The organism is Chryseobacterium indologenes (assembly GCF_001295265.1).
Classification (GTDB): Bacteria; Bacteroidota; Bacteroidia; order Flavobacteriales; family Weeksellaceae; genus Chryseobacterium; species Chryseobacterium indologenes_A.
This window is the reverse complement of the sequence record NZ_LJOD01000010.1, coordinates 47,171-68,921: the sequence shown is the minus strand read 5'-3', so window position 1 is coordinate 68,921 and position 21,751 is coordinate 47,171. Positions and strand designations below refer to the sequence as shown.

21 protein-coding genes are annotated in these 21,751 nt (G+C 37.0%); 9 read left to right on the top strand and 12 right to left on the bottom strand.

All coding sequences use genetic code 11. The features are described from left to right. Window positions 1–55: 55 nt before the first annotated feature. The 9 genes from AOB46_RS14995 to AOB46_RS14955 form a co-directional block, all read right to left on the bottom strand. Window positions 56–556, bottom strand: coding sequence for a low affinity iron permease family protein (locus tag AOB46_RS14995; RefSeq protein WP_062700812.1), 501 nt, complete (start codon window positions 554–556; stop codon window positions 56–58). A gap of 282 nt (window positions 557–838) precedes the next feature. Continuing rightward, complete coding sequence (locus AOB46_RS14990; protein ID WP_062700810.1) at window positions 839–2,032, bottom strand: PepSY-associated TM helix domain-containing protein; 1,194 nt, start codon at window positions 2,030–2,032, stop codon at window positions 839–841. A gap of 228 nt (window positions 2,033–2,260) precedes the next feature. After that, complete coding sequence (locus AOB46_RS14985; protein WP_062700808.1) at window positions 2,261–2,878, bottom strand: hypothetical protein; 618 nt, start codon at window positions 2,876–2,878, stop codon at window positions 2,261–2,263. A 15-nt stretch (window positions 2,879–2,893) separates the two neighbouring features. Continuing rightward, window positions 2,894–5,062: a TonB-dependent siderophore receptor gene (locus tag AOB46_RS14980; RefSeq protein WP_062700971.1), complete on the bottom strand. Its 2,169-nt coding sequence runs from the start codon at window positions 5,060–5,062 to the stop codon at window positions 2,894–2,896. A gap of 302 nt (window positions 5,063–5,364) precedes the next feature. Next, complete coding sequence (gene rpsJ / locus AOB46_RS14975; protein WP_002661363.1) at window positions 5,365–5,670, bottom strand: 30S ribosomal protein S10; 306 nt, start codon at window positions 5,668–5,670, stop codon at window positions 5,365–5,367. Window positions 5,671–5,686: 16 nt separating this feature from the next. Beyond that, entirely contained in the window at window positions 5,687–7,804 is a 2,118-nt protein-coding gene (gene fusA / locus AOB46_RS14970) for an elongation factor G (protein WP_062700806.1), read from the bottom strand. Window positions 7,805–7,810: 6 nt separating this feature from the next. Then, window positions 7,811–8,287 (bottom strand): 30S ribosomal protein S7, encoded by a 477-nt coding sequence (rpsG, locus tag AOB46_RS14965; protein ID WP_062700804.1) that lies wholly within the window; start codon window positions 8,285–8,287, stop codon window positions 7,811–7,813. A 23-nt stretch (window positions 8,288–8,310) separates the two neighbouring features. Further along, window positions 8,311–8,724 (bottom strand): 30S ribosomal protein S12, encoded by a 414-nt coding sequence (gene rpsL / locus AOB46_RS14960; RefSeq protein ID WP_002983146.1) that lies wholly within the window; start codon window positions 8,722–8,724, stop codon window positions 8,311–8,313. Between the two features lie 109 nt (window positions 8,725–8,833). Further along, the gene (locus AOB46_RS14955) at window positions 8,834–10,426 is read right to left on the bottom strand and encodes a hypothetical protein (RefSeq protein WP_062700801.1); all 1,593 of its coding nucleotides are present in this window, start codon (window positions 10,424–10,426) and stop codon (window positions 8,834–8,836) included. A gap of 222 nt (window positions 10,427–10,648) precedes the next feature. Here AOB46_RS14955 and AOB46_RS14950 point away from each other — a divergent pair, with 222 nt between their 5' ends. From AOB46_RS14950 to AOB46_RS14920, 7 genes are all read left to right on the top strand, one after another. Further along, window positions 10,649–11,125, top strand: coding sequence for a Dps family protein (locus tag AOB46_RS14950; protein ID WP_062700798.1), 477 nt, complete (start codon window positions 10,649–10,651; stop codon window positions 11,123–11,125). A 93-nt stretch (window positions 11,126–11,218) separates the two neighbouring features. Next, the gene (pncB, locus tag AOB46_RS14945; protein WP_062700796.1) at window positions 11,219–12,397 is read left to right on the top strand and encodes a nicotinate phosphoribosyltransferase; all 1,179 of its coding nucleotides are present in this window, start codon (window positions 11,219–11,221) and stop codon (window positions 12,395–12,397) included. 16 nt (window positions 12,398–12,413) lie between these two features. Further along, window positions 12,414–12,917, top strand: coding sequence for a YciI family protein (locus AOB46_RS14940; RefSeq protein ID WP_241489225.1), 504 nt, complete (start codon window positions 12,414–12,416; stop codon window positions 12,915–12,917). Between the two features lie 47 nt (window positions 12,918–12,964). Further along, entirely contained in the window at window positions 12,965–14,116 is a 1,152-nt protein-coding gene (locus AOB46_RS14935) for a hypothetical protein (RefSeq protein ID WP_062700792.1), read from the top strand. 153 nt (window positions 14,117–14,269) lie between these two features. Then, entirely contained in the window at window positions 14,270–14,515 is a 246-nt protein-coding gene (locus AOB46_RS14930) for a bacteriocin-like protein (RefSeq protein WP_062700790.1), read from the top strand. Between the two features lie 154 nt (window positions 14,516–14,669). Then, a complete protein-coding gene (rmuC, locus tag AOB46_RS14925; protein WP_410470272.1) occupies window positions 14,670–16,181 on the top strand; it encodes a DNA recombination protein RmuC in 1,512 nt (503 codons plus the stop codon). A gap of 76 nt (window positions 16,182–16,257) precedes the next feature. Beyond that, window positions 16,258–17,025: a TrmH family RNA methyltransferase gene (locus AOB46_RS14920; RefSeq protein ID WP_062700788.1), complete on the top strand. Its 768-nt coding sequence runs from the start codon at window positions 16,258–16,260 to the stop codon at window positions 17,023–17,025. Window positions 17,026–17,177: 152 nt separating this feature from the next. Here the strand turns inward: AOB46_RS14920 and AOB46_RS14915 are convergent, their stop codons facing one another. Next, window positions 17,178–17,519 carry a hypothetical protein gene (locus AOB46_RS14915; RefSeq protein WP_062700777.1) on the bottom strand — a complete coding sequence of 114 codons (342 nt, stop codon included), beginning with the start codon at window positions 17,517–17,519 and terminating at the stop codon, window positions 17,178–17,180. Window positions 17,520–17,702: 183 nt separating this feature from the next. On the opposite strand from AOB46_RS14915, the gene AOB46_RS14910 reads away from it, so the two are divergent. Together AOB46_RS14910 and AOB46_RS14905 are read left to right on the top strand one after the other, a co-directional pair. Continuing rightward, complete coding sequence (locus AOB46_RS14910) at window positions 17,703–18,869, top strand: hypothetical protein (RefSeq protein ID WP_062700775.1); 1,167 nt, start codon at window positions 17,703–17,705, stop codon at window positions 18,867–18,869. Continuing rightward, a complete protein-coding gene (locus AOB46_RS14905) occupies window positions 18,853–19,440 on the top strand; it encodes a hypothetical protein (protein WP_062700773.1) in 588 nt (195 codons plus the stop codon). The genes AOB46_RS14910 and AOB46_RS14905 overlap by 17 nt, the downstream gene beginning before the upstream one ends. Here the strand turns inward: AOB46_RS14905 and AOB46_RS14900 are convergent. Together AOB46_RS14900 and AOB46_RS14895 are read right to left on the bottom strand one after the other, a co-directional pair. Then, window positions 19,389–19,934: a 5-formyltetrahydrofolate cyclo-ligase gene (locus tag AOB46_RS14900; RefSeq protein WP_241489224.1), complete on the bottom strand. Its 546-nt coding sequence runs from the start codon at window positions 19,932–19,934 to the stop codon at window positions 19,389–19,391. The two genes, AOB46_RS14905 and AOB46_RS14900, sit on opposite strands and share 52 nt — an antisense overlap. A 126-nt stretch (window positions 19,935–20,060) precedes the next feature. Then, entirely contained in the window at window positions 20,061–21,416 is a 1,356-nt protein-coding gene (locus tag AOB46_RS14895; protein WP_062700771.1) for a rhodanese-related sulfurtransferase, read from the bottom strand. Between the last annotated feature and the right edge of the window lie 335 nt (window positions 21,417–21,751).

Genomic DNA, 21,751 nt, shown 5'->3' with positions numbered 1-21,751 from the left:
AATAACCACTGTTTCTTATTAACAAATAAGGCGATTGTATCAAATAAAAAAGGAATCAGTTCGATTCCTTTTTTTGTTGCTGCTTCTGAAGCCATTCTTCGTGTTTCACTTTAAAAGCTTCATGTTTGCTACTCTGATTATGCTGGGCTGCATCTATGGAATGCGAGGTATGAATATCAGCGTCCTCTTTGGCAAGCTTAGCCAGGTTTTCATAAAAGCAGTGAAGCTGATCGAGTTCCTTTTCAGTAAGATCTTCAATATCTACAATTCTGTTACTGGCCTTTCCATGAGCTGCAATAAGTTCATTCAGTTTGATCTGGATCGCCTTTGAATCTTTATTCTGGGCTTTCTGAATCAGGAAGACCATTAAAAAGGTAATGATGGTGGTTCCGGTATTGATAACCAGCTGCCATGTTTCGGAATAATCAAACACCGGTCCCGAAACAGCCCATCCCAATACAACTACTACTGCTCCGATGAATGCATATGAACTCCCTGTAAATTTGGTAGCCCAGTCTGAAAATTTTTCAAAAAAACTATGATTTTTATTGCTCATACTGTAGATTCTTTTATATCTAAATGTATAAAATTAGCATGAACCGGCAATGAAATGATTTTAAGGTGGAAGATGTTTTTAGGAATGGAAGCTGGAAGAGGGATAATGGAGGTTTAAGCAGTTAAGCGTATTGGCCATAGTCATCCTATTCAATACAACATATTAGAAAACTAATGGTCTAAATTTATATTTATCTCTCTCAACTATTTATCATTAACGCTAGAAATCTCATATTACAGACTATCTAAACTTCCCTCATCCAGCCTCTATCTTTATTTCTTATCACTTTGTCTTCTTAAACCTGTGCCACCAGATCAGAAACCCTGTAACAGGCAGTGAGCAGCCAATGAGCGATATGATAAAATACAGAATAATACTCGGAAGTCCCATAATTTCTCCCGTGTGAAGCGGTTTAGCCAGAGCAGTGAACTGTTTGTTCAAAGGTCTGTCAGAAAATAATTCTTTTGTTTTTAAGATGCCGGTTTTGTCAAACGTTACTTCATCCGGAAGCATCATCCCTAAAAAGTTCTGAGTGTTGGTTTTGATCACCACATACCTTGGATTGTCTTTGTTCGGGAGTTCAATGCTGGTGGCTGCCGTGTATGGAAGATGCTCATCTGCCATTTTCAGGATCTTATCAACAGATGCTGTTGAAACATCTTTAAGGTTTTTCTTTTCATCCTGCTTTTGAAGCATATCTTCCAGAAGTCCTCCGAAAGGGTCATCTCCATTATCTTTTTCTTTAGAAATCCGGTCTATGGAAGAGCCTCCAAGGCTTACAATGAGGCCGTTTTTCACCCAGGGATAGGTTACATACAATCCAGTAACCGCCATGAAAAACAGCATTAAAAAGGTATAAAATCCCAGAGTGTTATGGAAGTCATAATTCACGCGTTGAAACTTAGCTTTGAATTTTACGGTTAAGCCTTGTTTCAGGAATTTCAATTTTTTGGGAAGCCATAAAACCAGTCCGGAAATCAACAGTATACAGAACATCAATACAGAAGCCCCCACAATCTGGCGTCCTGCATTTCCCAGCATCAGATTGCGGTGAATATCAAGCACCACTTCAAAAAAATAATTGGCTCCTGTATCAGCCTGTCCGAGAATTGTACCTGTATACTGATTGTAATATACACTTTTATCAAGCCGGTTTTCCCGATAGGAAACCACATAGCTTCTGTTTTTACCTTCAGGGATCAACAGTGAGGTCAGCTCCTTTCCGTTTTTTAATAATTCAGCCTGAATATGATCCGCTGTTTTAGCATTTGTTCCGGCAGTTATATACACTTTCTCCCAGTTGTAAAGATCGGTGATCTGACTCTTAAAGGCATATAAACATCCGGTAAAGCACATCACAAAAACAATGATGCCTGATAAAAGTCCCAGCCACAGGTGTATGATCCACATCAGGTATTTTGGGAATGATTCATTCTTTCTCTTTTTCCGGTAAAGACTTTTAAATAGTGGTTTCATGGCTTAACATAAGCAAAAACATTAAGACAGGAACGCCATCTTAATGTTTTTATTAAAAATTGAAAATGAATGTTTTTTGATAGGGGAAAAGAAGTAAGGAGGATGGATGGCAGAGGTTTCTGATAGTCGAACAAATCTCAGCCCATTGTATATTTATGCCGGATAGGCATCTTTTCTCTCCTAACTTTGTATCATTTCCTTCTCTCTTTCAGCTTCCTGTCCGGAAAATTACTTTCTTCCTTTGAACTGAACCTCTTTTACAATTTCCTGGAATTTCGTGTAATGTTCCGGAGTTAATGCTTTTTCAATAGCTGCTTTTCTCTGGGCATCAAACTTTTCCCAGTACTCTTTAGCCAGATCATTATTCCCGTGATAAACATCATGAGCATCATTGAATGCTTTTTCAAAGGCATCATTAGCTGCATTCACCACTTTGAATTCGTCTTCCGAAAGCTGGGCTTCAGTTTTTATTCTTTCCAGCAAAGCGTTGTCATATCTTGGTCTTTTTCTGGAATTTTCATCAACAAATTTATTGAATTTCTCCATCTGTGGAGCATCTAAAACTTTAGCCATTTCCAGGGACTGCTGTGCTCTGAGCTCTTCGTTCTTAATACTTAATGCCACCCTGTCCATATTTCCACCCTGAGCTTTGGCAGCCTGATAATTCTGCTCCTGAAGATCCTGATATTTTTTAGTGATCTCATCGAAACTTTTTTCCTGTTCAGGAGTAAGCTTAACTTCAGTTTTGAACTGATTGTAATCTATTCCTTTCTTTTTCTCTCCGGAGCAAGAAATAACTGCTGCCCCTATCATGAATGCGAATAATAAAGTTTTCATATTTTTCATAATGATGATTTTTGATTAGAATTTATAGTTAACCTGTACCGCAAAGTTTCTCGGCTGGATCTGGTCGATGTAGCCTCCTCTGAAGTAAGAGTTGTACCCTACAGCATTAAAAATATTATTGAAGAATCCTCTTACCCCCAATCCATTTTTAAAAGTATATCCAATCTGGGCATCCACAGTAGTATACTGAGGCATATTGAAAGGTTTTTCATCCGGCTGTGTACCATTTACGTGACCTGTGTTTACTACTTTTTGTTTATAATCATCAACAGGTCTCACACCTACATAATAAATTCCTGCACCAACATCCAGTCCTGACAGCATTCCTGTATTAAATTTATAATTCAACCAGCCGTTTGCTGAATGCTTAGGGGTATTGATCGGAGCAGAACCATTAACAAATGAAGGACTGTCCTGGTATTGAGCATCCACATAGGCCCATCCCGTCATGACCTGAAGGTTGGGAAGTATTTTACCAATTAATTCAACTTCCATTCCCTTTCTTTTCAGTTCTCCGGCCATTGCATATTCCCCGGTACCGTTATTATTAGCTATAATTTCGTATGATAAATTGTCTGTATTGATGTCAAAGAAAGTAACATTGAATCTCAGTCTTTCATTCAGCCAGTCAGACTTTATTCCTGCTTCCCATTGTTTTGTGGTGGAAGCCCCAACTGTACCGCCTCCAACTAAAGGGTTATTAGAATTTCTTAAAGATGTAGTACTGGTATAGGAACCAAAGACATTCATGTTCTCAATGGGAGAGACCATAATTCCCAATGAAGGATTCCATGCATAATCCGTAGTTTTATCTGAACCAATTAACCGGCTGTAGCGAACTCCTAAGTGAGCTTTTACATATTTATTGAAAGTGATAACATCCTGTGCCATTAATCCCATGGTAGGGGTAACTGTATTGACAGTTTTAGCTGAATTCAAATTAATATCAAATCCTGCAGGAAGAATATTACTAACGTCATTTAAAACATTAATCCTGTCTATAACTTTCGTTGCATCATATGAAGTTGTGGTAACATTAGACTCCTTCCAGTCGAACCCTGCCTGGAATGTATGTTTCACAAAACCGGTCATCACATCTGCCCCGATAAAATCAAATTGAAATACTTTGTTCAGATCTTCCCTGTCTGATCTGGTTAGTGTTCTGTTACGGAATTCGTTCGGGTTATTTCTATCGATAGGAGCTAAAGCAGCGCCAATGATTTCAGACTGATAGGAAGAGCTCATAAAAGCTGCTCTAAGTTTCAGCTTTTCGGTCAGCTTTCTTGTTGCTGTAGTGGAGAAGTTAAAGGTTTCAATTTTTGCATTATCTGATGCAAACCCCAGGAATTTTCTTCCCGGCATTCTGTAAATTGCTTCTACATCACCTTTGGCAAGATTTACAGTTCCTCTGTCTGGTGTTGTATTATTGTGCATATAATCCATTTCCACTACGATTTCCGTTTTTTCATCCGGACGGACGGCAATGGATGGGTTTACATAAATACGGTCTGTATTCACAAACCTTCTGAAACTGTTATTACTCTGGTAAGCTGCATTTAATCTCACAGCAACTTTTCCCTGAGAATCCAGCACTCTTTGAAAGTCTACTGTTGGTCTGTAGAAATCCCAGCTTCCATACCGGAAACCCACATTGGTCTGGTTGATAAACTTAGGAACTTTAGTTACTACATTAATCACTCCTCCTGCTGATCCCAATCCGTCTCCGATTCCCTGCGTAACGGCAGCAGATCCTTTAATGACCTGAATACTTTCCACTCCCTGCATATCAGTAAGCATTGCCCCTGTACGGAAGTCGGAATCCATCTGAACCCCGTTTTTCAGAACCGGAACTCCTCTGTATCCTCTGATAGACATACTCTCTCTTGTTCCCCCGTAGCTTCCGAACTGGGTAACACCCGGAATGTTTTTGGCAACATCTGTTACCGTTAACCCTCCAAGGTCTTCTATTACTTTATAGGAGATCACGGAAATACTCTGGATCTGGTCTCTGGTTTTTAAAGGCAGCCTGGTGATGGCTTCCAGTCCTTCCGGCTGTTTCTTTTTTTCACCAAACAATTCTACTTCGTCAATTTCTTTTGATTTCTTAATAGAATCATTCACTTGCTGTGCGTTTGCAAAAACCCCACCCAATACAAGCAGAGAAAAGGATACTACTTTATTCATCTGATTATTTTTTGCAAAATTATTATTTTTATTAATTCTAAATAAATACATAAGACTGACATATATCACCTCACTTAGAGTAATCAATATCAAATCAATATTTATAATTTAGAAACGATCAAAATAAACTAACAGATAAGCCCTGTGAACAAGAACATCATTCTGAAGCATCGATATAATTAAGGATAATTAATTTTCAAAAAAAGTTATTCTGTTTGATCAGTTTGCAGAAAAGCCGGTAAATAAAAAAATCCGCCCCTAAAAAGGGACGGATTTTATAATCATTGCAAAGTATGCAGTTATCACACTTTAATTTCAACGTCTACTCCTGAAGGAAGTTCTAATTTCATTAGAGCATCAACAGTTTTGGAAGAAGAAGAGTAGATATCCATTAGTCTCTTGTGAGCTGATAATTGGAACTGCTCTCTTGCTTTCTTGTTTACGTGCGGAGATCTCAACACTGTGAAGATTCTCTTATTCGTTGGCAATGGAATTGGTCCGTTTACAACAGCACCAGTAGCCTTTACCGTTTTTACGATTTTCTCAGCAGACTTGTCTACCAAGTTGTAATCGTAAGATTTTAGTTTTATTCTGATTCTTTGTGACATTTCTTTAGTTTAAAAATTAACCTTTTGCTTTAGCTATGATTTCTTCAGCAACGTTTTGTGGAGTTGGTGCGTATTTCTCTAATTCCATAGAAGAAGTAGCTCTTCCTGATGAAAGTGTTCTTAGAGTTGTTACATATCCAAACATTTCAGAAAGTGGAACAGAACCTTTGATTACAATAGCTCCGTTTTTCTCTTCCTGGCCACTGATAGTACCTCTTCTCTTGTTAAGGTCACCAATGATGTTACCCATATATTCTTCCGGAGTTACAACTTCCAGTTTCATAATAGGCTCCATAATTACCGGTTTAGCAGCTTTACCAGCTTCTTTAAATCCTAGCTTAGCAGCCATTTCGAAAGAAAGAGCGTCAGAATCCACCGCGTGGAAAGATCCATCTTTAAGAGTAACTTTAATACCTTCAACTTCGAAACCAGCCAAAGGACCGTTCTTCATTGCAGCTTTAAATCCTTTTTCAATAGCAGGAACGAATTCTCTAGGAACGTTACCACCTTTGATCTCATTGATGAATTCTAAACCAACTTTACCTTCGTCTGCAGGTCCTAGTTCAAATACAATGTCAGCAAATTTACCTTTACCTCCAGACTGCTTTTTGTAAACTTCTCTGTGGCTGGCAACTTTTGTTAAGTTTTCTTTGTACTCTACCTGAGGTTGTCCCTGGTTTACTTCAACCTTGAATTCTCTCTTCATACGGTCTACAATGATATCTAAGTGAAGCTCACCCATACCAGAGATGATCGTTTGTCCAGAAGCCTCGTCAGTTCTTACAGTAAACGTTGGATCTTCTTCAGCCAATTTAGCTAGAGCGTTACCCATTTTATCCTGGTCAGCTTTAGTTTTAGGCTCAACAGCGATACCGATTACCGGATCAGGGAAAACCATCGATTCAAGAACGATTGGGTTTTTCTCATCACACATCGTATCACCGGTTTTGATAGACTTGAATCCTACTGCTGCACCAATATCACCAGCTTCAATATATTCTACCGGGTTTTGCTTGTTAGCGTGCATCTGATAGATTCTTGAGATTCTTTCTTTATCTCCTGAACGGGTGTTCAAGATGTAAGAACCTGCATCCAGTCTTCCAGAGTAAGCTCTGAAGAATGCCAATCTTCCCACGAACGGGTCAGTAGCAATCTTAAATGCAAGAGCTGCGAAAGGCTCATCTACAGATGGCTTTCTTGTAATTTCAGCGTCTGTTCTTGGATCAGTACCTTTGATATCATCTTTATCCAATGGAGAAGGCAGGTATTTACATACTGCATCCAACATAAACTGTACTCCTTTATTCTTGAATGAAGAACCACAAGTCATTGGGATAATAGATAAATCGATAGTAGCAGCTCTCAATGCAGCATTGATTTCTTCTTCTGTAATTGAATCCGGATCTTCAAAGAATTTCTCCATCAAAGTTTCGTCATACTCAGAAACAGCTTCTACTAGTTTTTCTCTATATTCAAGAACTTCATCTTTCATATCTTCAGGAATTGGCACTACTTCGAAAGTAGCTCCTTGTCCTGCTTCATCCCAGATGATCGCTCTGTTTTTAATTAAGTCAACAACACCTTTGAAATCTTCTTCAGCACCGATTGGTAAAACGATTGGAACGGCATTAGATCCTAACATTTCTTTAACCTGGTTTACCACGTTAAGGAAGTCAGCACCCTGTCTGTCCATTTTGTTTACGAATCCCATTCTAGCAACTTTGTAGTTGTCAGCAAGTCTCCAGTTTGTTTCAGACTGAGGCTCTACTCCGTCTACTGCAGAGAATAAGAATACCAATCCATCCAATACTCTCAGAGATCTGTTTACTTCTACAGTGAAGTCAACGTGTCCCGGTGTATCAATGATGTTGAAGTGGTAAGGTTTAGTTTCAGCAACAGGTTTTCCTTGATCTGTTGGAAAGTTCCAAGAACAAGTGGTAGCTGCAGAAGTAATGGTAATACCTCTTTCTGCTTCCTGCTCCATCCAGTCCATTGTAGAAGCACCATCGTGAACTTCTCCAATTTTGTGGTTTACCCCTGTATAGAATAGAATCCTTTCTGTAGTGGTAGTCTTACCTGCATCAATGTGAGCAGCGATACCAATATTTCTTGTATATTTAAGATCTCTTCCCATTTCAGATTAGAATTTGAAGTGTGAGAAAGCCTTGTTAGCTTCCGCCATTTTGTGAGTATCAGATTTCTTTTTGAAAGCTGCACCTTCTTCTCTTGAAGCAGCTACAACTTCGTTAGCTAATTTCAAAGCCATAGACTTATCATTTCTAGCTTTAGAATACTTGATTAACCATTTCATTGCCATAGAAATTTTTCTGTCAGCTCTGATTGGCATAGGGATCTGGAAGTTAGCTCCACCTACTCTTCTGGAACGTACTTCTACGTGAGGCATTACATTTGTTAATGCGTCTTTCCAGATTTCAAGTGCAGTTTTTTCGTTATCTCCTTTTTTAGTTTCTACGATATCTAATGCATCATAGAAAATTTTGAATGCGATTGACTTTTTACCGTCAAGCATTAAGTTGTTTACGAATCTCGTTACCAATTGATCATTAAATTTCGGATCTGGTAACAACGCTCTTTTTTTCGCTTTTGTCTTTCTCATTGTTTCTGTACCTTATTTAATGATTATTTTTTCTTTCCTTTTGCAGGAGCAGCAGCTGCTTGTCCTGGTTTAGGTCTCTTCGCTCCGTACTTAGATCTTCTCTGAGTTCTTCCATTTACACCAGCGGTGTCTAATGCACCTCTTACGATGTGGTAACGTACTCCCGGTAGGTCTTTCACCCTTCCGCCTCTAACCAATACTATCGAGTGCTCTTGAAGATTGTGTCCTTCGCCCGGGATATAGGCATTCACTTCTTTACCGTTAGAAAGTCTTACCCTCGCTACTTTTCTAAGTGCAGAGTTAGGTTTCTTAGGTGTAGTAGTATATACTCTCGTACATACACCACGTCTTTGTGGACAAGAATCAAGGGCAGCCGATTTGCTCTTCTTGGCAAGCGTGGCTCTTCCTTTTCTTACTAATTGTTGAATAGTAGGCATTTAATTGCTTTTTATTTTAGGGTGCAAAAATAATAATTTTTTTTTAATTAACAAGTAGTTATCTGCAAATAATCTTTTTTATTAAAATTTAATTAACAGACACTTACATTTAATCGGTGATTGTGACGGTAACGTTTTTATTCCACTTAAATTTTCTGATATTTTGTTTCAGCTGTTGCAGATTCTTTCCGTTGATGGAATAGACGGATACTTCCTGTCTTGCCACAGTTACCTTTTCTCCTATCTTCAGGACAGCCGCTTTTCTCCAGTGCGGGGGAACTTGTCCCTGAAGCCAGCCTTCATATACTATTGCAAGATCATAATGATGTTCAATACAATATCTGGTAAGAAAATCTTTAAACGTCTTATCAAACTTTCGTCTGTTTTCATTAAAAGGGACGGTTTCTACAGAGCCCAGCCCTGCAATATCCAGCAAATGAATATCTGTATAATAGCTTACCGCGCCAATATCATTAGCAACTACTTTAGAGGTATTATAAAACTGATGCAGAAATTTCGCAGACTGCACCTGCTGCTCATAAATATTCTTTCCTCCGTTATTCATTACTTTATGTGCAACACTTCCTTTATATATAAGAAGTATAATATTGGCCGTAATGAGTACACTGATTACCCTTTCTTTTTTAATATAATGGGCTAAATTGAAGAACAATCCTTTAAGCTTTGGTATCAGGATCATGCAGAACCCTGTAAGGATATAGGCTTCATAGCGGAAAAGTCCTTTCAGATCAGCAAACATAGAGTGACCTATCATAAGCAGCGAAAATACAATCAGAAGAAAATTATCCTCAAGCATTTTTTTAAAGGTTTTCGTTCTGAAATCTCTGTAAATAAAGACAAGGCAAAGCAAAACAGGAAAAACACCCACTTTATAAAAACTGATATTCAACAGGAAATTATCCAGCAGAATAACTTTCAACTGCTCTATTATATTGGAATCAAAACTTAATTTTGTTCCTTTTACCACTACAGAATTAGGAAAAAAATAACCATCCTGCCGCTCATTGAAAATACAGAAAGCAGCAATAGGTATAAATCCCAACACTAAAACCAGCGCTGCCTCTTTCCATTTTCTTACCACAGCAAACATGACTGCCAGAATCACAAAATAAAACATGCTTTCAAAACGCACCAGTCCCATGAGTAAAAGACTGAGATAAAAACCGTATTCAGCAGCCCTGCTCTGGCCGCGCCTGTAAAAGCAGAAAATATTAATCACAAAAAGGAATACCTGAAAAACATGTTCCATTCCCGAAAGAAGATGGAGCGGAAGAACAATAAAAAATACGGTGAAGAGTACCGCTAAAACAGTTCTTTTTACGTCATTAAGAATATCAGCATAATATATTGAAAGAATATAAAGAAGCCCGATGCTGAAAATCACATTAAAGTATAAAGGAATCTGGTCATTGTTTCCAAAAACCTTAATCAGTACACTGAGCATATAGGTAAAAAGAGGTGATGAAGAGGTAGAGGAAAACTGATATCTGGTCATTCCCCAAACCTCATACACTGCAAAGTTTTTCGCCATTGCAAGATGGATATAAGCATCATCCAGAAGATATACATAATGTCCGTCTGTTTTCAGAACCGAACTGATATAATACAGTAAACAGACTGAGAAAAAAACAGCGAAAGACAGCAGAAAGCTGCGTAATCCTATATTTCGGAATGCTTCCATTATAAAATACAATATAAAGTTTCAAAGATAAGCATCGTGAAGTGTAAACCGATGGATAAGGAAGAAATTGTTTTATTTCACTATTCGTTTATCATAGCTCTTTTTCTTTTTCGGCTATATCTCCAAACTATTTTAAAACATTTTCTTATAGTTATCATCTATTGGCAATACAGGCTTTTCGGCACAATATTTTCTAAATTTGTTAGTATAAAAAATAAACGTATGAAAAATGCAAGCATTATCGGCCTGAAAGAAGCCGACTGTAAAAACATTTCGGAAAAATTAAATATCCTTTTAGCCAATTATTCCGTGTTCTATCAGAATACACGAGGTTCACACTGGAATATCAAAGGTGACCAGTTTTTTACCCTTCATCCAAAATTTGAGGAGCTTTACAACAGCCTGGTATTAAAGATTGATGAGATTGCGGAAAGAATTCTTACCTTGGGAGCTACTCCGGCTCACAATTATTCTGATTACCTAAAAGTGGCTACTATTAAAGAAAGCAAAGAAGTATCTGATGCAGCAAAAAGCGTTGAACTTATCTTAAATTCATTCAAAGTGGTTATTGATCTTCAGAGAGAACTTCTGGATATTACAGATAAAGCAGGAGATGAAGGAACCAATTCTCAGATGAGCGATTACATCACAGAACAGGAGAAAGAAGTATGGATGTACAACTCTTATTTAGGGAAGTAACCTGTAAAACCATCTGAATAATAAAAAAAATCGTCTTACATTTAGGCGATTTTTATTTTTAATGATTATATTTGCGTTAAAATTACACATATTATGCACGACGTACGATTAAATTCAATCTTAGATAACGATTTCTATAAAATAACCATGCAGAATGCGGTGGTAAAGTTGTTCCCGAATTCTATAGTAAAGTACGAATTCATCAACAGAGGAAAACATCATTTTCCACCGGGCTTTGATGCAGCGCTGAAAGAAGCTGTTAATAAAATGGCTGAATTGAAGCTGACAAAAGACGAAAAAAAATTCATGGCAAAGACCTGCCCGTATATTGATCTTCCCTATCTCGATTTTCTGGAAGGTTATCATTACGATCCGTCTGAAGTAAAGATCCATCAGGAAGGAAGCGACCTTAGTGTAACTGTTGAAGGTTTATGGTACAGAACGATACTTTGGGAAGTTCCCTTGCTGGCACTTATCAGCGAACTTCACTATGAGATGAACCATATGGAAAGAGATTCCAACGAAGCAGTGATGACCAAAACCATTGAGAAAGCAGATTCATTGGGGAAACTTGGAGTAACCTTTGCTGAATTTGGGACAAGAAGAAGACATTCCTATAAAGTGCAGAATCTGGTTATGGAAGCTTTAACCCAGAAAAAAGACTCTACATTTATAGGAAGTTCAAATGTTCATTTTGCGATGAAATACGGAGTTAAGCCCATCGGGACCCATGCTCATGAATGGTTTATGTTCCATGCTGCAGAATACGGCTTTAAAATGGCCAATGAACTGGCTTTAGAGCATTGGGTAGATGTGTATAGAGGTGATCTTGGAGTAGCGTTATCAGATACCTATACCACAGATGTATTCTTTCAGCAGTTTGACAAAAAATTCGCGAAACTGTTTGACGGGGTACGCCACGACAGCGGTGATCCTTTGGAATTTGCGGATAAAACCATTGCCCATTATCAGAAAAATGGCATCAATCCTATGTTTAAATATATTATTTTTTCAGATGCCCTGAATCTTGAAAAGGTTGCAGAAATCACCAACTACTGCCGGGGAAAAATAGGAATCTCTTTCGGGATAGGAACGAACCTTACCAACGATGTAGGCTTAAAACCAATGAACATCGTTATGAAACTGATTGGTGTTCAGGCTCCTAATCAGGAATGGATTCCTACCGTAAAACTGTCTGATGAGCACGGAAAATATACCGGGGATCCTAAAATGATTGAACTGGCTAAAGAATTTTTGAGAATAAAAGATTAATCAATAAAGAAAACCCATGAAAAAAATGTTCACATTATTTCTGACTTCTTTTTTAATGTCATCATGCGTGATGTACACTAAAGGTCAGGATGGAAAAAAAGGAGAGTCTGCAAAACCTGCCGCCTCTCCAGCATTTAACGCAGAGCTTGCAAAATCTCTGGGAGCAGACCAGTATGGTATGAAAGGCTATATCATCGTTATGCTGACCACCGGAACAGCAAAAATTGAAGACAAAATCAAAATGGGGGAATTAATGAAGGGACATATGGGAAATATCACCAGGCTTGCTGATGAAGGAAAGATTATTGTGGCAGGTCCTTTTTTAGAAAAGAATAAAGAAAACTACCGCGGCATGTTTATTTTCAACACAAAATCCAAGGAAGAAGCCGAACAATGGGTAAAAACAGATCCCGCGGTACAGGCCGGCGTTTTCAGCTATGAAATCTTCCCATGGTATGGTTCCGCCGCACTGCCATTATATTTAAAGCATCATAAAGAAATTTCAAAGGAAAATCCGTAACCCAGTCAAACACCATGAAATTCATCTAATATTTAAATTAAAATGAGATGTCAAAAAAATTTGCTTTGTTTTTTATCTTACTTACCACAACTCTATTTGCACAAAACTATGAAAGATATAAAAAGCTAAAAGACACAACCATTCACTCAAAAAATCTTGGATTTGGAAAAAAAATTTCCATAACAGTTCCGGTAGAGTGGCAAAACGGAATAAAAAACAATTTCCCGTTAATTATTGTATTTGACAGACAAAACAAAAGAAGTCATAATTATATCATCAATACCATTGATTATCTGACGAGTACTGAACAAATGCCTTCATCTGTAATAATCAGCGTGGAATCTGAACAGCGTTACCGTTATCATGAAACACAATACAAAACCTCTGAATCTAACGGTCTTGCGCTTGAAAATGAAAAATTCATTTTTGGGGAACTTATCCCTCTTGCCGAAAAAGATTACAAGGCTTCAAAGTTCAGGATATTAATTGGCCATTCAAGATATGGCTATTTCACAACTTCTGTTTTTAATTCAAGAGTCAATGATTTGAACGGTGTGATTGCTATGAGCCCTTTTTTCTTTCAGAAAAATATTGACTTAACGGATTCCATCAGCAAAATGAACAGCCTTTCCTATTATTCTAAAAAATATTATCGTTTCGGAATTGGTAACGATTATCCGGAGGATTTTGCCAAGATGGATTCTGTCATAAAAAAGAATATCCCCAATCCTTTTTTAGACATTAAAGGATATCGATTTAAAGCAGCTGATCACAACGCAACACCCGGTTTATTAATAAATACAGCACTTTATGACATATTTGAAGAATGGTCTGCTCTTCAGGCAGAATATTCCTCCAATAAACAAAAAGACTTAAATAGTAAAAAATCTCTTGAGCAAAAAATATTATCCCATTACGGAATCAGACTCAATTTTTCAATTGGTGCCTTAAATGGTAAGGGATGGTATTTTTATAATGAAAAACAATATGATAAAGCTATTCAGGCCTGGCAAATATTAATGGATTCTTACCCCAATTTTTCACAAGGCTTTTTATACATCATACAAGCTCAAATTCAATTAAAACAGAATTACCTTCAGACAGTCGAAAAATTTAAGACATCTTTGGTGAATTCAAAACTTTACACAGAAAAAGAAAAGCAGGAATTAGAAGCAGAATTACAGGAAATAATAAAATAAGTATAAACTAACAGAGGATTTCTTATTAAAAAACACCTTTATGCTCTTTTAAAAATTCAAAAAAACAAATTATATAACACTAATGTGATTTATTTTCACTATATTAGAGATTCATTTTCAACATCATACAAAATAACCAAAAAAAATAATTCCATGAAAAAAATGAATTTATCTAAACTTTCGAGAACAGAACTGAAAGAAATATCCGGTGGATATTTATACCCTGCATTATGTAACGGTGGATGCCACGGTGAAGCTATGATCAGATGCCCTGACGGATCAACCACCATGACTGATTACATATGCATCAACGGAAGATGTGAAGTCAATACCGGATATTGCAAGCCAAGGGTTCTTGAGCCTATCGGGCCTGTTGATCCACTGCCTCTTTTCCCATAGAAATCTATCAAAAAACAATACAAAAGCTATCCCGAATGAGATGGCTTTTTTACTTTCCCTAACAGATTCCTGTCAAAGAATGAACAAAACAAAACCGTTTTAAAGCTCTGCACATCCATCTCCAACATCCACCCTTTTTTCATACTTTTGAAAAATGGAGATGACCTATTTAATTATCGGATGTATGACCGGCGGCCTTCTGGGTGCCCTGATTTTATATTTTGCCCTGAAATCATCATCAGTTTCGAGAAGTTCCTATGATGAATTAAATAATTTATATATCAAAAGCACTGCTGATCTTACGAATGCAGTTCAGAAGATCAGAGAGCTTAACGAAGAAAATGCTAAAGAAAAAGAACAGCATCTGCTCAATCAGGATCTTCTGAATGATCTGAAAAATGAATTTGCCAGATTATCAGCAGAACACACTTCACTGAACGCACAGTTCCTGGAGCTAAAACAGCTTAATACCAGACAAACATCTCATATAGAAATGCTGGCTACTGAAAAGCAGAATATTTTTGCTAAAAATGCTGAGCTAACAGCGAAAAATGAAAGCCTTCAGCACTCATTGGAAACCCAGAAAGCAGAGATTACAAAAATCCAGGAAGAATCTAAACTACAGTTTGAAAATCTGGCCAATAAAATTTTAGAAGAAAAGACAGAAAAATTCACAACACTGAATCAAAATAATTTAAAAAATATTCTTGAACCTTTTCAGGAAAAAATAGCGGATTTAAAAAACAAAGTCAATGAAGCCTATGAAAAAGAAAATAAAGAACGCTTCTCTCTGGCTGAAAAAGTAAAAGAGCTCGCAGAGCTTAACCAGCAGATCTCTGAAGATGCCAAAAAATTAACCCGTGCTTTGAAAGGCGAAAGTAAAACCCAGGGAAACTGGGGTGAAATGATTCTGGAAAGTATCCTCGAAAAATCAGGACTGGTAAAAGGAAGAGAATATTTTCTGGAACATGAGCTGCGTGACGAGGACAATAACGCCATATTCTCTGAGTTTTCCGGTAAGAAAATGCGGCCTGATGCTGTTGTAAAATATCCGGACGAAAGAAATGTAATTATTGACTCTAAGGTTTCTCTGACTGCTTTCACAGATCTTGTGGATGAAAACGATCCCGATATTTATTCTATTAAACTGAGCCAGCATCTTGCTTCCATTAAAAACCACATTACTCAACTGAGCCAGAAAGCTTATGATGATTATGGAAAATCTCTGGATTTCGTCATGATGTTTATTCCCAGTGAGCCGGCTTATATTGCAGCCATGCAGGCCGATCAGAATCTGTGGAATTATGCATATGAAAGAAGAATTCTACTGCTGAATCCAAGTAACATGATCACTTCCCTCAAACTTATTGCTGATCTCTGGAAACGCGAATATCAGAACAGAAACTCAATGGAAATTGCTGAGCGGGGAGCAAAACTCTACGATAAATTTGTAGGTTTTGTGGAAAATCTTGAAAAAGTAGGCAGGAATCTGGATCAGGCCAAAAATGTTTATAATGACGCTTACAAACAGCTTCACACCGGAAATGATAATCTTATCATTCAAACGCAAAAGCTGAAATCACTGGGAATTAAAAACAAAAAAGATCTTCCGCCAAGTCTTATCGATAACAGCAATATCACAGAAACAGAGGGCCCGCAGTTATGAAAACCGGAACAGGCACCGGAAGATTCTTTTTATAAAGCCAGCCTATATCATCATAAATTTTGCATAATTTTGCGGAATGTTGATAGAAAGCTTTCAGAACGATAAAATAAAAAATGTCACTAAACTCTTAGCTGACAACCGTTTTCGTAAAAAATCAAAAGTTTTTGTTGTTGAAGGACAGCAAGAGAATGACAGAGCATTAAACTACAGCTTTGAACCTGTAGAGTTTTTTATTTGTGAAAATATCTTTAAAGGAAAGCTTCCTGATGCCAGAATTCACTATGTAAGTGAAAAAGTATATGAAAAAATAGCTTACAGAGGAAGCTCTGAAGGGATTATCGGTATATATCAGGCGAAAGAAGCTTCCTTATCATCATTTATTCCGAAAGAAAATGCTACGGTTATTATTGTGGAAGGCGTGGAAAAGCCCGGAAATCTGGGAGCCATTTTAAGAAGCTGCGAAGCCTTCGGCATTGATGCATTGATTGTAGCAGACGGTAAAACCGATTTTTACAACCCAAATGTCATCAGATCCAGCGTAGGCTGTCTTTTCGGGATGGAGGTTTATCAGGCTGAAAATGAAGAAGTATTTCAGTTTCTTCAGAGAAATACCTTCAATATCTACACTACCCTTATGGATGAAACCGCTGAAGATCTTTATAGAAGAGATTTCACGCAACGTTCTGCAGTACTTTTTGGTACTGAACATTCCGGCTTAAGTGATTTCTGGGTCGGAAAAGGAAAAAACACCCTGATTCCGATGGCAGGAAGTATTGACTCTCTGAATCTGAGCAATGCTGTTGCCATTACATGTTACGAATCTTTAAGGCAGAAAAAAGGATAGTTTCAGAAAAGAAGATCAATGAATCAGAGATAAAACCCGGAAGAAAATAGTAAACTGTTCTGATCTATTCAGACCATAGCTTAAAAAACAAAGCATAAAAAAACCGTTTCACTGGGTGAAACGGTTCCTTTATTGTTAAGCTTAAGCTAAAATTATTTCTTAGCAGCTTCTTTTGTAGCATCTTTAGCAGCGTCAGCAGCTCCTTTAGCAGCATCAGCAGCTCCTTTAGCAGCGTCAGCAGCACCAGCAGCAGCTCCTTTAGCAGCATCAGCTCCAGCAGCAGTTGTAGCAGCAGCAGCATCTTTAGTAGCTTCAACACCAGCAGTAGCAGCTGAATCGATTACTTTAGCAGCAGAATCAGTTACGTTAGCAGCAGAATCAGTAGTAGCAGCTGCAGAAGAATCAGTTGTTCCTTCAGTAGCAGTAGCTTCAGTTTTTTTACAAGCAACTAGAGAGATTGCAGCGATAGCAGCTACGAATAATGACTTTTTCATAATAAATTAAATTTAATTTTGTTAATATTGTTTTATAAAATTTTCTTCTGTTCTGTTATTTGAACAAGACAAAGGTATAGCAGATAGAAAAGTTGTTTATGAAAAATAATTGTAATACCTTTGTAAAATAGTTTTACAAAAAAACATAACTGATAATCAACAAATTAATTATTAAACAAAAAATTGACAGATTTAGATCTATTGCATTTTGAACAGCTTAAAAGAGACGTTCAGGCACAATATTTAAAAGAATATACTCCTTCCTATGATGATATTTCTAAATGGAAGGGGATTGATATTATTTATTTCCAGGAAGACCTGCGCAAAAAAGCGAAAGGCAACATCAGTGAAAAGTCATTCTACACCTATTTCAAAAACTCACCTGTCACTAAATTACCAAGAATTGACATGCTCAATTTACTGAGTATTTATGCGGGATACGATTCATGGTATGAGTTCAAGAAACAGCATCTTTTTGCCGGGGAACTTCTTCAGGAAAATGAAGAAATTGAAGAAGAAGACATTATTGAACTGGAAAAAACAGCTGCTGAGGCTCCGGAACTTCCAAAAACCGAGATTCAGCCTCAAAAAACCGAATACCAGCCACAGGAAAACACCAATTTACAAAAAACAACTACTGAAAATCAAACAACTAAACAAAAAACAATAGCTACAGAAAGTACTGAAATAATACCAGCACCGACGAAGAAAAATTTCTTTAAAAAACATATCTGGGCTATTGTAAGCTCAATTTTAATTACCATTACCGGGCTTCTGGGTTTTAAAGATGAAATTTTTTCAAAAACCTATAAATATTGTTTTGTTGATAAAGACAGGGGAACTTCCGCCATCAACACGATTAATATAATGGTGATGAAGGACAATGAATCTCCTATCCTTTATAAAATAAAACCGAACGAGTGTTTTTATTATTCCACAAAGGATAAAAACCTGAAAATGGTAATCACCTCTCCTTTATATGAGCCGCTCACGGTAACCAGAAGCCTGGAAAACGCTCCGGAAGAAGAACGTATAGAGCTGAAACCGGATGATTATAAAATGGCCGCTTATTATTTCTCTGTAAAAGATGCCAAAGGAAATCCGGAACTGCTTAAACAGAAAAGAAGTCAACTGGAAAACCTGATCAGCAATACTGCCGTAATTTATCAGATTTATGACAATAACATCTACGGAATTGAAAGGCTTGACAAACAAAAGTACATCACGTTGGTAACCACACCTACTACTTCTTTAAAAAACCTGAATCTTATAGAAATGATTAAGGATAAGAAAGGGAAAATAATATCTATTAAATTTAAAATTGCATCCACAGATGAAAAAAATAAATAACTTTTTACTTCTAGCAGTACTTATTATTGCATTTGCTGCCTGCAATAACAAAAAAACAGAATCAGTCAGTGATCTTGAGAAATTAAGAAACAGCAACAATACCAAAAGCTATCCTGCCGTGCAGATAGACAGTATGCAGATCATCAATTCCATTACCCAGCAAAAAGTACAGGAGCTTCTTGATCTCTCTACTCTTTACCTGACAGGAAACAGAAATACAGAAATAGATACAGCCATTTACTCCCAGATGGAAAGCTATTTTCACAAGCCTGACTCTTTAACATTCAAAAAGCTGTTCAGAGAGTTAGACAGCCTGAAGGTGAAATCGGTAAAAGTAAATAATCTGAATGTTTATAAGGAATTTTATAAAAAAGACACATTAGATTATGCCAGATTCAATGTGGAGTATTTTGATGACAAAAAGAAATCTCTCGGAACTTTTGAAAAAAATGCCCAGTATATTCTGCTATTAACTCCTTCTAAAATGCAGAAAGAGTTTAAATTCTATTTTCTGGATTTCTACTCTGCCCCGCTTAAGAAAGACAGCACAGCTTCAGGGGTTACCAAGTAATCTAAAGGGATATCGTTTTCCCAGATATCATCCACATATTCGTCGGGGTTAAAGTAATTGACCCCGATTTTTTTTGCATTCTGCGAGATACATTGAAAAAGCTTGTCATAAAATCCTTTTCCATAGCCAATTCTGTTGCCATGAGGGTCACAATACAGTAAAGGAGTGACCACGAAGTCAAAATTAATTTCTCCGGAATCCGTATCAGAAACAGGCTCGGAAATTCCCCAAGTATTGGTTTCAAAGACTGAATCTTCAAAAATCTCAACAGCAATAAGTTTATCCCCGACAATCCTGGGCACATAAACCCTAATGTCATGTTCAAAAAAATACCTGATGAAGATTTGTGTATCAATCTCTTTAAACTTCTCAATAGGGATGAAAATATGTACTTTCTGGCCTTCCCTCAGGCTGAAATAATCTAAAAAATTTCTGAATATATTCTCTGATAACAAGAAAGCCTCATCGGAAGACAAGGCTTTTCTTTTTTGCATGTATTTTTTTCTTAGTTCGGATTTTTGCATAATGATATCAATACCCATTCATTAATCACAGACCAAAATTTTTATGATCGTTATATCTTTGAGCCGAAGAAATAATTCCGCACATTATACCGTTCCTCAGGATAGAATTTTATATAATTTATCTGACAGACGAACCCTGAACGGAAGTTGAAAAGTAATCTGGTCTCCTGGTTTTGCTGTCTCACAAGGTCCTCCATGGGCATGCATTTCAGTAATGATTATTTCCTGGTCACCAGTAGTTGGTCCTGAAATCAATACTTTATCACCTAATGAAAGCTCATTATTTTCAAGTAAAAACTGTGCAATTTTGGACTTTGAATAATAATGTTCTGCTTTTCCGATCAAAGTTTTTCTGACCGCAATTTTCTGACGGATATTTTTCGTTTCAGCTTTTGCCAGAGGTTTAGCTGGTAAATCTCCTGAGTTCTTAAACTTCAAAGCATCCGATTTCCCTTTTCTGAACACTTTATTTCCGACCTGTAATCCTTTTCTCAGCTTCAGCTGTTCTTCTAAAGGCAGATGTATTGTTTCTAAACATTCTGTAGAACAGCAGTTTTCCATAGCTGCTTTACATTCATCACACTGGATAAACAGTAAATGACAGGCATCATTAGCACAATTCGTATGATTATCACAAGGCTTACCGCATTGGTGACACTGTGAAATAATATCGTCTGTAATTCTTTCTCCTAAACGGTGGTCAAAAACAAAATTCTTTCCGATGAATTTACTTTTTATGCCTTCCTCTTTTATCTGGCGGGTATATTCAATAATTCCGCCTTCCAGCTGGTATACATTTTTAAAGCCCTGATGCTTGAAGTAAGCACTGGCCTTTTCACAACGGATTCCGCCTGTACAGTACATCAGAAGGTTTTTATCTTCTTTATAATCCTGTAACTGATCATTGATAATCGGCAGGCTTTCTCTGAAGTTCTCAACATCAGGAGTAATTGCCCCTTCAAAATGTCCTACTTCACTTTCGTAATGATTCCTGAAATCGACTACAATAGTGTTAGGATCTTCAAGCATATCATTAAATTCCCGTGCTTTCAGGTGAATTCCTTTATTGGTAACATCAAAAGTCTCATCATTCAATCCGTCTGCCACGATTTTATGTCTGACTTTGATTGTCAGCTTTAAAAAAGAATAATTATCCTGTTCAACTGCAACATTCAGGCGGATTCCTTTCATAAAGTCATATACTTCCAGCGTATCCCGAAAAGCCTCAAAATTGTCTGCGGGAATACTCATCTGAGCATTAATTCCTTCGTGGGCAACGTAAATACGGCCAAGAGCATCAAGGGCATTCCAGGCTATAAATAATTCGTCGCGAAATTTTTTGGGATCTTCAATTTTGGCATACGCATAGAAAGACAAAGTAAGACGGTCTTTACCGGCCTCATCAATAAGCTGGGCTCTTTCTTCTGCGCTTAAGGTGTTATACAGTTGCATGCTATAAACGTTTTAAGTGAGAAAAATATTTTTGCAAAGATAATCATTTTTCGGGAAAATAATGATGAGGGAAATAAGCAGCTTTATGCAGGGATCATTTTGTCATTATATTTTTACATCGTACCTTGTACTGGACATATCGTCCACATTTCTTTAATAATTTTTTAAGTTTTGTTAATTGGGGCGGCTGCAATTATGACATAATATATAAAATCACACAATAGCCGTTAAATTTTAGTTAAAATTGAAACACTTAGCATTAATTGCATACTTATTTAGCATTAAATTTGCTTACAATAAAACGGAAAATTAATAAATAAAAAAAGAAAGATATA